General features: G+C 71.9%; 13 protein-coding genes. 7 read left to right on the forward strand and 6 right to left on the reverse strand.

The features are described from left to right. The first annotated feature begins 29 nt into the window (after positions 1-29). The 3 genes from ACFWW9_RS32020 to ACFWW9_RS32030 all read left to right on the forward strand — a co-directional run bounded on the left by ACFWW9_RS32020 (position 30) and on the right by ACFWW9_RS32030 (position 2,847). Positions 30-887, forward strand: coding sequence for a hypothetical protein (locus ACFWW9_RS32020; protein WP_390385683.1), 858 nt, complete (start codon positions 30-32; stop codon positions 885-887). 63 nt (positions 888-950) lie between these two features. Then, positions 951-2,180, forward strand: a complete 1,230-nt coding sequence (locus ACFWW9_RS32025) for a cytochrome P450 (protein ID WP_390385685.1) — start codon at positions 951-953, stop codon at positions 2,178-2,180. 79 nt (positions 2,181-2,259) lie between these two features. After that, positions 2,260-2,847, forward strand: a complete 588-nt coding sequence (locus tag ACFWW9_RS32030; RefSeq protein WP_390385687.1) for a copper resistance protein CopC — start codon at positions 2,260-2,262, stop codon at positions 2,845-2,847. 40 nt (positions 2,848-2,887) lie between these two features. On the opposite strand, the gene ACFWW9_RS32035 is transcribed toward ACFWW9_RS32030, so the two are convergent. Next, positions 2,888-3,289 (reverse strand): DUF6924 domain-containing protein, encoded by a 402-nt coding sequence (locus ACFWW9_RS32035; RefSeq protein WP_390385689.1) that lies wholly within the window; start codon positions 3,287-3,289, stop codon positions 2,888-2,890. A gap of 73 nt (positions 3,290-3,362) precedes the next feature. Continuing rightward, complete coding sequence (locus ACFWW9_RS32040) at positions 3,363-3,779, reverse strand: hypothetical protein (RefSeq protein WP_390385691.1); 417 nt, start codon at positions 3,777-3,779, stop codon at positions 3,363-3,365. A gap of 236 nt (positions 3,780-4,015) precedes the next feature. On the opposite strand from ACFWW9_RS32040, the gene ACFWW9_RS32045 reads away from it, so the two are divergent. After that, a complete protein-coding gene (locus ACFWW9_RS32045) occupies positions 4,016-4,906 on the forward strand; it encodes a DUF2382 domain-containing protein (protein ID WP_390385693.1) in 891 nt (296 codons plus the stop codon). Positions 4,907-5,167: 261 nt separating this feature from the next. Here the strand turns inward: ACFWW9_RS32045 and ACFWW9_RS32050 are convergent, their stop codons facing one another. After that, the gene (locus ACFWW9_RS32050) at positions 5,168-6,511 is read right to left on the reverse strand and encodes a DUF2252 family protein (protein WP_390385696.1); all 1,344 of its coding nucleotides are present in this window, start codon (positions 6,509-6,511) and stop codon (positions 5,168-5,170) included. A 175-nt stretch (positions 6,512-6,686) separates the two neighbouring features. Here ACFWW9_RS32050 and ACFWW9_RS32055 point away from each other — a divergent pair, with 175 nt between their 5' ends. Genes ACFWW9_RS32055 through ACFWW9_RS32065 form a run of 3 tightly spaced genes read left to right on the forward strand, consistent with a single transcriptional unit; the run spans position 6,687 to position 9,108 of the window. Continuing rightward, positions 6,687-7,343 carry a hemerythrin domain-containing protein gene (locus ACFWW9_RS32055; protein ID WP_390385699.1) on the forward strand — a complete coding sequence of 219 codons (657 nt, stop codon included), beginning with the start codon at positions 6,687-6,689 and terminating at the stop codon, positions 7,341-7,343. Positions 7,344-7,353: 10 nt separating this feature from the next. Further along, a complete protein-coding gene (locus tag ACFWW9_RS32060; protein ID WP_390385702.1) occupies positions 7,354-7,992 on the forward strand; it encodes a TetR/AcrR family transcriptional regulator in 639 nt (212 codons plus the stop codon). Positions 7,993-8,001: 9 nt separating this feature from the next. Continuing rightward, positions 8,002-9,108: a DNA glycosylase AlkZ-like family protein gene (locus tag ACFWW9_RS32065; RefSeq protein WP_390385704.1), complete on the forward strand. Its 1,107-nt coding sequence runs from the start codon at positions 8,002-8,004 to the stop codon at positions 9,106-9,108. Positions 9,109-9,153: 45 nt separating this feature from the next. Here the strand turns inward: ACFWW9_RS32065 and ACFWW9_RS32070 are convergent, their stop codons facing one another. From ACFWW9_RS32070 to ACFWW9_RS32080, 3 genes are all read right to left on the reverse strand, one after another. After that, positions 9,154-10,047: a GlxA family transcriptional regulator gene (locus ACFWW9_RS32070; protein WP_390385706.1), complete on the reverse strand. Its 894-nt coding sequence runs from the start codon at positions 10,045-10,047 to the stop codon at positions 9,154-9,156. Between the two features lie 66 nt (positions 10,048-10,113). Next, positions 10,114-11,199: a DNA alkylation repair protein gene (locus ACFWW9_RS32075; RefSeq protein ID WP_390385708.1), complete on the reverse strand. Its 1,086-nt coding sequence runs from the start codon at positions 11,197-11,199 to the stop codon at positions 10,114-10,116. 31 nt (positions 11,200-11,230) lie between these two features. After that, on the reverse strand, positions 11,231-12,526 hold the full coding sequence (locus tag ACFWW9_RS32080) for a glycosyltransferase (RefSeq protein WP_390385710.1): 1,296 nt from the start codon (positions 12,524-12,526) through the stop codon (positions 11,231-11,233). Between the last annotated feature and the right edge of the window lie 407 nt (positions 12,527-12,933).

Genomic DNA, 12,933 nt, shown 5'->3' on the forward strand with positions numbered 1-12,933 from the left:
AGAACTCGACGACGAGAGGCTTGGTGGACATGGCGATCGTGCCGCGCGCGGTGTGGGGGATCCTCTGGGGACGGCACCGGGGGGAGCGCAAGCAGAACCTCGAACCGGAGCGAAGACACGTCGAGGTCCACGAGCCCGCGACCGTGGACCCGCCCGCCCCGCCCGGATCGCGGGAACTGGAGGAACTGCTCGACATGGCCGACCTGGAGTTGGCCGAGAAGCAGTCGAGGCTCGACGAACTGGACCGGCGGTACCAGGAGGCCGTCGAGGACCAGTGCAGGCTGGAAGAGGAGAACAACCGGCTGCGCGGGCAGTTGACGACCGTCTACCGGGGTCTGCAACCCGGACCCGCCGACCCGCCCCCGCCGTGCGACCTGCCCACCACCGCGGACTCCCCGTCCCACGCCGCCGCGCTGGCCCGCGAACACCTCTCGGACCACCTCGGCTTCCCGCCCGCGGCCTGCGTGGACCTCGACAAGCTCGACAACATGCCCGAGACCAAGACCTGGGGCGACAGCGCGTGGCGCGGTTTCCTCGCCCTGCACGCCTATGGCCAGGCCCTCGCCGCGGAGGAGAACCCCGGCAACTTCAAGGCCTGGTGCACGAACTCCCACCACCGCCACGTGTGGCCGTCGAACTCGAAGAAGCTCGCGATGAGCGAGAGCAAGACCGTGGGCCGGTCCGGGCGGATGAGCGCGAAGCGCATGTTCCCCGTCGACCGCGCCTACAACGCCGCGGGGGAGGTCTTCATGGAAGCCCACCTGAAGATCGGCGTCGGCCGCGGCACGCTGCTGCCCCGCGTGTACTTCGTGGCCGACCGCGAGACGGCCAAGGTCTACATCGGCTACTTCGGGCCGCACAAGAACGTGCCGAACACCCTCACCTAGTCGCGGTGCCACAGTGAGCCACTGTGGCTTGCAATGGTGCCAACGTGATGCCATGCTGGCACCATGACCGCTACTGGGGACCACCTGACGACCCACCCCGTCCCGCGAGGCCTCCCGCTGGAGCGCGACGCGGGCCCCTTCGCCCCGCCCCGCGCCGTCACGCTGCTGCGCGACGCCCGTCCCGTGAGCCCGATGCTGTTCCCCGACGGCCACGAGGGGTGGCTCGTCACCGGGTACGACGCCGTCCGCGAGGTCATGGCCGACACCCGGTTCAGCTCCCGCCAGGACCTCGGCGTGATCCACCTGCCCTTCGAGACGCCCGGCATCCCCGCCTACACCGAACCGTCGCCGCAGGTGCCGGGCCTGTTCATCGCCATGGACCCGCCGGACCACGGCAGGCTGCGCCGCAAGCTCACCGGCGCCTTCACCGTGAAGCGCATGCGGCAGCTCGAGGAGCACATCGTCGACATCGTGGAACGGCGCCTGGACGAGATGGCGCGGCTGACCCCGCCGGTCGACCTGGTCGCGGAGTTCGCGCTGCCGGTGCCGTCACTGGTGATCTGCGAACTGCTCGGCGTCCCCTACGAGGACCGGGCGAGCTTCCAGGCGAACTCCGCCCAGTTCCTGGTCAAGGACCAACCGGTCGAGGACAAGATCGCCGCCTACACGGGCCTGACCACGCTCCTGGCCGACCTGGTCGCCGGCAAGCGCGCCGACCCCGGCGAGGACATCCTGTCCGACCTGGCCCGGCAGGACGACCTGACCGTCGAGGAGCTGACCGGCATCGCCTTCCTGCTGCTGCTCGCGGGCCACGAGACCACCGCGAACATGCTGGCGCTGGGCACCTTCGCGCTCCTGGAGCACCCCGAGCAGCTGGCCGCGCTGCGGGCCGACCCGGACCTGCTGCCGGGCGTGGTCGAGGAACTCCTGCGCGGACTGGCCGTCGTCGACGTCCTCTACCGCTACGCCGCGGAGGACCTGGAACTCGGCGGCGAAAAGATCGCCAAGGGCTCGACCGTCGTCGTCTCGACGCTGGCCGCCAACCGCGACCCCCGCCGCTACGCCGACCCCGACGCGCTGGACGTCCACCGCAACGCCCGCGGCCACCTGGCGTTCGGCCACGGCGTCCACCAGTGCCTCGGCCAGCAGTTGGCCCGCATCGAGATGCGGGCGGGGTTCGGCGGGCTGCTCCGGCGCTTCCCGACCCTCGCCCTCGCGGTGCCCGCCGAGGAGGTGCGGCTGCGGACCGACATGAACATCTACGGCGTCCACGAACTGCCCGTGACCTGGTAGCGGGAAGTCGCGGGAACCGAACGGTCCTCGGGGACGACTACCTGCGGGATGCCGTTCTGACCCACGAGAGGCCGACCCGATGAACCTTCGACGCCTAGGCGCCGCGTTGCTGCTGAGCGGGCTGGCACTGGCGGGCACGGCCACGCCCGCGTTCGCCCACGCCGAGCTGCTGAGCAGCGATCCGGCGGCCGGCGCCTCCCTGCCCGCCGCGCCGAAGCAGATCCAGCTCACCTTCAGCGAGGCCGTCGGGCTGCCCGCCGACCCGATCACGGTGACCGGGCCGGACGGCTCCACGTGGAAGGTCGGCACGGTCAGCGCCGCCGGAGCCGTGATCACCGCTCCGGTCGTGGCCACCGGGCCCGCGGGGGAGTACGTGCTGGACTACAAGGTGATCTCCGACGACGGCGACGAGATCGGCGACAAGGTCCGCTTCACCCTCGCCACCCTCGCCACCCCCGCGGCTCCCACGACGTCCGCAGCTCCCACGACGACGACCACGACGTCGGCGGCTCCGACCACGACCTCGGCGGCCGCCCCCGCCGCGGCGGACAAGCCCGCGGACGACGGTGGCGGCGTGCCGGTCTGGGTGTGGATCGTCGGCGCGGTAGTGCTGGTGGGCGCGGGCGCGTTCGGCGCGGTGTGGCTGGGCCGGTCGAAGCCCGAGTGAGCACGGCTGAGGGGGCTCCCGGCGGGAGCCCCCTCGGACCTCAGAACCCGCGGAAGACGCCGTCGTCGTCGGCGGCGTCGGCGAACTCCTCCCAGTCCATGTTGGCGAGGGAGATGTTGTTCTCGATCGACCACAGCTCCTCGGGGACCACCCGCAGCTGGTCGACCTCCCCGTCCCTCGCGTAGATGACCAGCAGGGGGTTCTCGGGCGCGGTCAGGGCCGTCTTGTCGGCCACGACCAGCAGCGACCAGTCGGGGGCCAACGCCGTGAGCTGCTCCGGCGTGGCGTCCTGGTACTCCCGGTCGTCCACGAGGCGCAGGTTCGCCAGGAAGTCGTCCTCGTTCGGCGTGGTCACGGCGTCCCAGAGCGCGAGCCAGTCGTCCTGGTCGGTGAAGTCGGTGCGGACGAAGAGGGTGTCGTCCGATTCGGGCAAGCTCTTCATGCGGCACAAGATAACCACCGGGTCCGACAGGAACCCGCCCGCCGCGCGGCGTTTTTCTGCCCCTGACCGGGTGTCAGCGCGGTGATACCAGCGGGTTGACCTGCCAGTGGCCGTCCTCGTTCGTCGTGGGCAGGTGCGCGGCGAGGCCGCGGTCGTCGTTCACGGCGAGGAACGTCGACCCGTCCAGCTCCACGACCGCCACGTGCCACCGGCCGTCGTGCGGCTGGCCGACCAGGTACCTCGCCACGTCCTCGTTGCCCACGACCGGCCCGCCCAGCAGCGGCGTGACGCCGTCCGCGTGCCGGTCGTTGAGCGCGGTCTCGTACGCGCGGGCCAGCAGGTCCGGCGACGGCGCGCCGGGCGGCGGTTCGGCGTGGATGCGGAGCGCGATGAACACGACCCACCCGAGCACCCCGCAGAACGCGAGGATCCGCAGGAGCCGGGTGCTGGGCCGCGACAGCGGACGCGGCTCGGAGCCGATGCCGTACATGCCCTGGATCATCCACGGTCGGCGTCGCCGTGGACAGGGAACACGACGTGACGACCCCGTGACCTGTCCCTCCGGCGGGGCCGCTCGACCGGGGGTGGCGCGACTACGGAGCGTCCGATCGGCGGGGGCGGCGTTCTCGTCCGGGTGGCCTTGGGTCGGATTCCGCGTCGATCCGGCCGACGCGGGTAGCCCGGATCTGGCGAGACGAACCGTCCATTCAGGAGAGAGGTTGTCCGATGATCGACCAGAAATCGGTGGAACGCCTGTACGAGTGCGATGTCATCGACGCGCGAGGTGACCGAATCGGGTCCGTCAAGCAGGTCTGGCTCGACGAGGCGAGCGGGCAACCCGTCTGGGCCTCCGTCCACACCGGACTCTTCGGCATGCGGGAGAGCTTCGTCCCGATCCAGGACGCGCAGGTGAAGGACAAGCACATCACCGTCCCGGTGGAGAAGCAGAAGGTGAAGGACGCCCCGGCGGTGGACGCGGCGGGCGGCAGGCTGTCCGACGCGGAGCAGGCCGACCTGTACGAGTACTACGGGATGATCCCGATGGCCAACAGCGGCGACCACGACCGCCTCTCGGGGCAGCAGCGGGGCCGGGCCACCGGCAAGCACGAGCAGGCGGGCGGCCGCCAGGACATGACCCGCCAGGACATGACCCGCCAGGAGGCCGCCGGTCAGCAGGCGGCGGGGCAGCGGGCGACGGGGCAGCGGGCGACGGGGCAGCGCGGCACGGCGTCGGGCCAGGAGTCCATGACCCGCTCGGAGGAGCAGCTCAAGATCGGCAAGGAGCAGGTCGAGACCGGCCGCGTCCGGCTCGTCAAGCACACCGTGACCGAGCAGCAGAACATCACGGTCCCCGTCTCCCACGAGGAGGTCCGGGTGGTCCGCGAGCCCATCACCGGCGGCGGCGCGCCGCGCGGCCGGGCGTTCGGCGACGAGGAGGCCGAGGTCGTCCTGCACGAGGAGCGGCCGGTCATCGGCAAGGAGACCGTCGCGGTCGAGCGCGTGGGCCTGGGCAAGGAGACCGTCACCGAGCAGCGCACCGTCAGCGGCGAGGTCCGCAAGGAGCGCATCGACGTCGTCGACGACACCAAGCCCACCCCGGAGAACCGCAAGCGCTAGACCGGGTTCGGCACGGTACCCACGCCTGCCGACCTCCCGTCGCACCGGCCTCACCACCGCCGGGACCGGTGCGACGACCGGGCGCCGACGTCCGGAGGTACCCACCTCCCACGTCGGCGCCCGGTCCCTTCGGGATGCTCACCGCTCCGGCATGCGACCCGCCGACTCGTCCGGCCCGGTCGCCTTCGCGAACACCTTCATCGCCGGACCGACGCCAGGTCGTGGGTCACCACGGCGTGCCCGCGTGCCATCACCTCGTGGTCAGAACAGCGGACGGCCCGCGTTCTTGGCCGTCACGTACGCCTGCCAGTCGCTGGTGACCTGGTCGGCGTACCCCGTCGCGAACGCGCGGGTCTCGGCCTGCAAGCCGGACACGGACGTGATCGCTCCGTCGATGGCCGCGTCCGCCGAGTACGCCAGGCCGGTCCCCGCGAGGTCCTGGTCGGCCCGCGAGTGCGCCGCCGCCAGCAGCCGGGCCACGTCGCGCACCGAGTCGTCCCACACGGTCGACGAGTCCAGGTCGTCGATCGACAGGTCCTCGGCGAACGGCGACTTCTCCCGCACCAGCACCGGCGTCGTCCCCACGCTCGCCCAACCCGCCAGCGGGTCGGACTGCGCGACCAGCCAGCGCAGTGCCAGCGCCGGGCGTTGGCCACCGGTCAACGTCGTGGCCGAGGGGGCCAGCGGCTTCGGTGCGGGATCGACCTGCTGCTTCAGCTCCAGCAGCACGTCGTCGGAGGCGCTGGTCGTCGCGCCTTCCACCAGCACGTACCAGCGGTACCGCCCGAGGCTGCCGGTGCCCGCGCCCAACCGCCGCCGCACGTCCTTCACCGTCGCGGCCGACGCGGACAGGGGCGTCGACGCCGTGGTCCGGTAGGCCGCCACGGCGTTCACCAGCTGCGTCCGGGTCGCGGCGGGCACGGCCTGCAACTCCGGATCGGACTTGAACAGGCCGCCGGACGTCCACTTCGCCAGCAGGTCCGACCGCTTGTCGGAGGCGGAGGCGTCGATCAGGTCCTCGGTGAGGTTCGACGAGGTGGACTTGACCAGCCGGTAGGTCAGTTCGTCGTCGGTGCCGTGGAACTTGGCGATCCACTGCGCGTACTCGGCGACCAGCGTGTTCAGGTCCGTCGTGATCTTGGCGGCGCTCCGGCCGCCCGCGCGCTCGGCCAGCACCAGCGACACGGCCTCGCGCCGCAGCTCCCACGTCCACGACCCGCGCCACGCGTCGTCGGTGTCGGTGAGCTGGTACTGCGCCGTGCCGTCCGCGCCGCGGTCCGCGCCGGTGTTCTCCAGGTGCGCGTCCCCGGTGATCCACACGTCCCCGCCCGCGGTCGCGTACGCCGACGCGGGCAGTTCGCCCAGGTCCCGGTAGTACAGCGGCGACGTGCCCCGGAAGAAGCCCCACGCGCTCGCGGCCAGCTTGGTCGTCCGCGCTTGCAGATCGTCGTCGGTGGCCCCGCCGTTGAGCAGGTGCAGCGCGTGGTCGCGGGCGTAGACCACCGCGACGGGATCGCGCGACAGCAGGGGCGCCGCGTGGGCGGGCGACCCCGTGACGACCAGGGTGAGGACGGATAACGCGGCTACGCCTGCGAGTCGGCTCATGGCCTCGTTCTACCGGCCCCCGGTGGCCGCGAGCCCAACTCCGCCCGTCGTGACTACGGGCATCCGGTGAGGGCCGGGGGTGGCGAGTACCTGCCACTGGTCCGAACGGGTCACCCTCATTGGCTACTATCGCAGGATATTGGTTACCTGATGCCTAACCTGAATTGAGGAACGCGTGGAGAAGTCCGAAGGCCTGCGGATGTACGACGAGCTGGTCGCCGTGCACACGATCATGCGCCGGGGCGTCGACCTGACGACCTCCTCGCTGGAGCGGGTGGCGGCCGGTCGGCCCGCCGACGTCAAGGCCGTGGTCCGCCTGGCCCGCTGGCAGTCCGGGTTCGTGCACCACCACCACGAGAGCGAGGACGAGCTGTTCTGGCCGGTGCTGCGGCGGCTCTTCCCGGACGTCGTCGCCGGGCTCGACGGCCTCAGCGCCGAGCACGAGAAGCTGGACCACGAGCTCCAGGTGCTGAGCGCCGCGATCGACGCGCTGGCCGCGAAGGGCGCCGACACCCGTGCCGCCGCGAAGGCCGCGCTGCCCGCGGCGGTCACCGTCCGGGACGTCCTGCTCGGACACCTGGACGCCGAGGAACCCGTGCTGGAGGGCCTCTTCCCGCAGGTGCCCGACGCCGACATCGTCCGGTTGCGCGCGGCGATCGTCGCGGGCGCGCCGCGCAGCGGCCCCGACCTCGTGATCGGGCTGCTCAGCGAACCCGTGCCCGCTCCTGGCTACGCCGCGATGATGGCCAACTTCCCCGCGCCGCTCCGCCTGCTGCGTCCGCTGCTGCTGCGCAAGTTCCGCTCGACGCGTGCCGCGCTGGGCGACCGGTAGATTCGGTCCCGTGTCGACGACCCGCCGTGCCTACCGCTCCCCGCGCCGCGAGCAGGACGCCGCGACCACGCGGAACGACGTCCTCGCCGCGGCCGCGGAGCTGTTCGCGGCGAAGGGCTACGGGCGGGTGACGGTCGCGGACATCTCCCAGCGGGCCGGGGTCGCGCAGAAGACCGTGTACGCGAGCGCGGGCAGCAAGGCGGACATCCTCAACGAGCTGATCGCCGCCGCCGTGGCCGACTCGGGCGCGGAGGAGTCGCTGGTGGAGATCAGGAAGACCGGCGACCTCGCGGAGGCGATGCGGATCCTGGCCCGCGGCACCCGCCTGTGCCACGAGCGGCACGAGGCGGCGCTGGAGATCATGCACGCCGCGCTGCCGGTGCACGACGACGCGGAATCGTTGTGGCGGAACGCGACCGAGCTCTACCGGAGCGTGCTGGGCCGCATCGCCGCGCACCTCGACGCGTGCGGGGTCCTGGCCGAGCCGCGGCGGGCCGCGGACGTGCTGTGGTTCTGCTTCGGCCTGACGTCGTGGCGCACCCTGGTCCGGGAGTGCGGGTGGACGTGGGACGACGCCGAGCGGTGGCTCGCGGTGCACGCCACGGCGCTGCTGGGCCGTCGCCCGGAAAATGTCGGACCCCTCGCCTAGCCTCGCCGTGTGACCCCGCACCAGCTCTCCCGCCAGGACGCGCGCCGCGTCGCCGTGCGCGCGCAACTGCTGGACCACCGGCGTCCCACCGACCTGCTCGCGGTGGTGCGCGGCCTGACCCTGCTCCAGGTCGACCCGATCGCCGCGGTCGCGCCGAACGCGCACCTCGTGGCGTGGAGCAGGCTCGGCTCGGCGTACTCGCGGTCCGATCTGGACACCGCGCTGGTCGACCGGACGCTGCTCGAGCTGCGCGCGATGATCAGACCGGCCGAGGACCTGGCGCTCTACCGGGCGGACATGGCCCGGTGGGACCAGGCCGAGCCGGGGGAGCTGCCCGGCTGGCGGGCGGGCCGCCGCGACTGGGTCCGGGCCAACGAGAAGTGCCGTCAGGACATCCTCGACCGGCTCGGCGCGTCCGGACCGCTGCCGTCGCGCGACCTGCCGGACACCTGCGAGGTCCCGTGGCAGTCGACGGGGTGGACGAACAACCGCAACGTCACGCAGATGCTGGAGTTCCTGGTGCTGCGCGGCGAGGTGGCCATCGCGGGCCGCCGCGGCGCGGACCGGCTGTGGGACCTGGCGAGCCGCGTGTACCCGGACGACCCGGTGGTGCCCGGCGAGGAGGCCGGGCGCGTCCGCGACGAGCGGCGGCTCCGCTCGCTGGGCATCGCCAGGGCCCGCGGTCCGGAGTGCCCGGTCGAGCCCGCGGACGTGCGCGAGGCGGGGGAGGACGCCGTGGTGGAGGGCGTGAAGGGGCGGTGGCGCGTCGACCCTTCCTTGCTGGGGCAACCGTTCACCGGCCGGGTGGCGCTGCTCTCGCCGTTCGACCGGCTCCTGCACGACCGCAAGCGGATGGCCGAGCTGTTCGAGTTCGAGTACCAGTTGGAGATGTACAAGCCGGTCGCCAAGCGCCGGTGGGGCTACTTCGCGTTGCCGATCCTGCGCGACGACCGGCTGGTGGGCAAGCTCGACGCCACCGCCGACCGCAAGGCGGGAGTGCTGCGCGTGGACGCGGTGCACGAGGACGAGCCGTTCGACCGCGCCACGACCGCCGCGGTGCGCGCGGAGATCGCCGACCTCGCCGCGTGGCTCGCCTTGGACGTGGTGATGCCGTGAACCCGTTGCGGCTCAGGGGAGGCCGCCCCTGAGCCGTCCCCGGACTCAGCCGCGCAGGGCTCGCAGGGCGCGGGCGTCGGTGAGGCCGACGGCTCGGGCCGCGGCTTCGGCCGTCGCGCCGCGGCCGAGGAGGTGCTCGGCGCGTTCCAAGCGCAGCAACTGCTGGTAGCGCAACGGGGTCAGGCCCGTCGCGCGGCGGAAGTGGCGGGTCAGGGTGCGCTCGCTGAAGCCCAGCTCGCGGGACATGTCGACCAGGCGCAGGCGTTGGGTGAACCGGTCCTCGATGAGGTCCTGCAAGCGGTGCGCCAGGTCGTCCACGTGGCCGCGGTGGCGCAGCAGGACGCTGTCGAGCCGGTCGTCGCCGTTGTCGCGCGGGTAGACGACCATCGCCCTGGCGATGCGCGCGGCCGCTCCGGGGCCGTGGGCGGCGGCGATCAGGTGCAGCGCCAGGTCTATGCCCGCGGCGGCGCTCGCCGCCGTGGCGACCCGGCCGTCCACGACGTGCAGGACGTCGTCCACGACGCTCGCCTTCGGACAGCGGTTGGCCAGGTCCTGCCGGAGCAGGGGGTGGGTCGTGCAGCGCTTGCCGTCGAGGAGGCCCGCGCGGCCGAGGACGTCGACACCGGCGCCCACGCCGACGACCGTGCCGCTGTGCAGGCGCACCGCGTCCACGGTCTCGGGCGCGACCGCGCTTCCGGGGCTGGAACCCGGAACGACGACCACGTCGGCCGAGGTCAGCGCGGGCCACGTCGTCTCGGCGTGCACCGCGAGGCCGTCGGCGGTGACGGGGTTCGGCACGGCGGCCACAAAGGACAGCCGGTAGGGCAGGCCGTGGTCCACGGCTGTTCGGAAGACCTCGGCGGGGCCCGCGAGGTCGAGGAGGCACAACCGTTGCGGGAGCAAGAACACGACATCGGTCACGGTGGAGCGCGTTCTCATGGACGATAGATACAAGATCGACTGCGCCGGGACAAATCGGGGTCGCCGATTCCGGCCGGATGTCCGTTACGGAACGAGGGTGAACGCCGAACGGCCGAACGCCTCGCCGTTCACCTGGAGGGCGATGGCGTGCTCCCCGACGTGGTAGACGCTGGTGGTGATGACCTTGAACGAGTGGGTGCGGGCCAGCGTCACCCGCTCGCCGGGGGCGAGGGTCCTGGTGGTGAGCTTGAAGACCTTGGGCGTGGTGGAGCCGTTGGCCTTGCGGTGGTGGATCACGTAGTCGACGGCGACGGCGGCGGGCGAGTCGCCGGTGTTCTCGACGACGTAGGAGAACCCGAGTCGCCCGCCGACCGGGACGGTCGTGCTGTCCAGTTCCGGCCCGGTCACGACGAGACCTTCGGCGGGCGGGAAGCCGAGCAGCGCCAGCGCTCGCGGGTGGCCCTGCTTGACCAACGTCCGCAGACCGTGGCGCACGAGCCGCCGGGTGGGCGCGTCGGCGTCGGTCAGCCAGCGCTCGGCCGTCGCGGCGGCCAGGTCCGGGTCACGGCGGCTGATGTCGTTGAGGTGGTTGGCCACCGAGCGCCGGACGTACTCCGACGGGTCGCGGTGCAGCGCGTCCAGCACCGGCACGGCGGCGGCCGGGTCGTCGAAGATCGCGCGGACGCGCTTCGCCCACGGCAGCAGCGGTCGGGTGCCCTCGGTCGCGAGCCTGCGGACGTGCTCGTCCGGGTGCGCGGTCCACGTGAGGACGATCGGCAGCGCCCGGCCCAGGTCGGCGTCCAGCAGGCGGCGGATGCCGAACTCGGCGGACAGCCTGGGCGTCAGGTCCGCGAGCAGCGCCAACGCCCGGTCGAACGCCTCACCGGTGCCCGCCTCCAGCGCGCGGCTCGTGACGGCCTCGGTGACCGGCCAGATCATCCAGCCGGTGAACCCGCTGTCCCGCAACGCTTTGCGGATGACCGCCTCGAACCTCGCGTACCCGGTCGGCAGGTCGGCCAGCAGGGCGTCGTGCACGAGATCGGTGCGTTCCCGCAGGCCGAGACCGTCGAGCCGGGTCGCCGCGTCGAGCACGGAGGGGGCGTCCACGGACAGGACGCGGGCGAGCCCGGTGACGGCGGCGGCGTTGAGCAGTTCGTCTGCGGTGGGCACGGGACTCCTTGCGGCGCTGGGAGTCCCTAGTCTAGGAGGGTTGCGCGACGGCCTTCGACTCGACCACCTGTTCGATCAGCTCCGCCGCCACGGCGCCCGCGTCGTACCGCTGGTACTCGACGGCCATCGCCCGCGCGCGAGTGCGGTAACCGGGGTCGTCCAGCAGCTTGCGGACCGCCGCGCGGATCGCCTTCGGCTTCGGCGTGGCCGTCCGCAGGTCGATGCCCACTCCGGCCCGCGCGACCCGCGCGGCAACCTCCGGCTTGTCCTCACTGGCCCCCGCGATGATCAGCGGAACCCCTTGCGCCAAGGCCTTCTGGATCGCCCCGAACCCACCGTTGGTGATCATGACCGCCAGGGTCGGCATCAACCGGTCGTGAGGCAGGAACGCCGCTACGCGCGCGTTGGCGGGCGGGTCGGGGATCGGTTCGTGAGCCCCGATCCCGGCGACTACCAGCACGTTCTCGTCGGTGAGGGCTCGGAGGGTGGGGAGGACGAGGTCGTTGAGGTCGCCATCGGCGACGGTGCCCTGGGTGACGTGGACGACCGGCTTGTCCGACCGGAGGACGTCGGTGAACCACGGGGGAACGGCTTCGCCGGTGGTCCGGTCGACCAGCGCGCCGACGAAGTGGACCTGTGAGGGGAGGTCCGGGCGCGGGTGCTCCAGGCTTGGTAGGCCGTTCTGGAGGTGGAGGTCGGGGGAGATGCCCGCCATGGTCTTCCGTTTGACCGGCGGTAGCCCTAGTTCGCCTTGGATCTCGTGGAGCCGGGCGTGTACGCCGCGCAGTACGACTCGGTCCAAGAGGATTTGCAACGCCCGGTTCCGTAGTCGGCTTGCCGGTCCTGACCCTGGTTGCATTCCCAAGCCGAAGGGGGCGACGTAGGGGCTGGGGAGGGACATGGGTGACGTGCCGACACTGACGGCTACTGGTCCGCCCAAGGCGCTCAACGCTGCCGCGCCGCCGTATGCGGCGTCGTGGACGACTGCGTCGGCGGGCTGTTGGTCGGTGAGGCGGCGGAGGTCGGCGAGTTGGGAGGGGATGGGGTCGAGGAACACCGACCGGATGTCGAAGCTGAGCTTCGCGATCCCCTTGAGGGTGGCTCGCTCGGGGAACATCTCGTCGATGGCTCGGCCGTCGGGGTCGGAGGTGAGGTCCATCGGCTCGAAAGTTGCGCCGGTGGACTTCACCTGCTCGGCGAACTCCCTGCCTGCGCACCAGCGGACGCGGTGGCCGCGTTCGACGAGGGTGCGGGCGATGGGGACGAGGGGAGCGGTGTGCCCGGAGTAGGGCGAGGTGGCGATGAGGATGTCGAGTGGCCGACTCATGCGGTTGGTGCCTGTCCTGTGAAGGTGCGTCCGTTGGAACCTCCACGCAGGAACACGGGGTTCGGTTCTTGAGGAGGGTGAGGGGGTTATGTAAGCGGGTCTGGTCGGGTGGGGGTTCGCGGGGGTGGGGTTGGGGGTTGAGTTCTGGCCTTGAGGATGGTGGGTTGTCTAGGGATTCGGGGTTTTGGTCTGGTTCTGGGGTGGCTCTGCTGATCGGCGCTGGGCCTGGTGTGGAATCTCGGGACTGGCGTTGCCCTGGCCCTGGCTCTGCTGATCGGCGTCGGGCTTGGTCTTGAATCTCGGGACTGGCGCGGCTTTGGGCTCGACCTCGTGCCTACTGGCGGTCTGAATCTCAAGCGGGAGCACCCAACTGGACCATCGCCCGAGCAGTCCCCTCCCTGCACCCC

This window comes from Umezawaea sp. NPDC059074, assembly GCF_042738955.1.
Lineage (GTDB): Bacteria > Actinomycetota > Actinomycetes > Mycobacteriales > Pseudonocardiaceae > Umezawaea.

Bases quoted from the DNA above. Each gene is read 5' to 3' on its own strand.
- ACFWW9_RS32020 (WP_390385683.1), top strand. From the start codon at position 30: ATGGCGATCGTGCCGCGCGCGGTGTGGGGGATCCTCTGGGGACGGCAC.
- ACFWW9_RS32025 (WP_390385685.1), top strand. From the start codon at position 951: ATGACCGCTACTGGGGACCACCTGACGACCCACCCCGTCCCGCGAGGC.
- ACFWW9_RS32030 (WP_390385687.1), top strand. From the start codon at position 2,260: ATGAACCTTCGACGCCTAGGCGCCGCGTTGCTGCTGAGCGGGCTGGCA.
- ACFWW9_RS32035 (WP_390385689.1), bottom strand. From the start codon at position 3,289: ATGAAGAGCTTGCCCGAATCGGACGACACCCTCTTCGTCCGCACCGAC.
- ACFWW9_RS32040 (WP_390385691.1), bottom strand. From the start codon at position 3,779: ATGTACGGCATCGGCTCCGAGCCGCGTCCGCTGTCGCGGCCCAGCACC.
- ACFWW9_RS32045 (WP_390385693.1), top strand. From the start codon at position 4,016: ATGATCGACCAGAAATCGGTGGAACGCCTGTACGAGTGCGATGTCATC.
- ACFWW9_RS32050 (WP_390385696.1), bottom strand. From the start codon at position 6,511: ATGAGCCGACTCGCAGGCGTAGCCGCGTTATCCGTCCTCACCCTGGTC.
- ACFWW9_RS32070 (WP_390385706.1), bottom strand. From the start codon at position 10,047: ATGAGAACGCGCTCCACCGTGACCGATGTCGTGTTCTTGCTCCCGCAA.
- ACFWW9_RS32080 (WP_390385710.1), bottom strand. From the start codon at position 12,526: ATGAGTCGGCCACTCGACATCCTCATCGCCACCTCGCCCTACTCCGGG.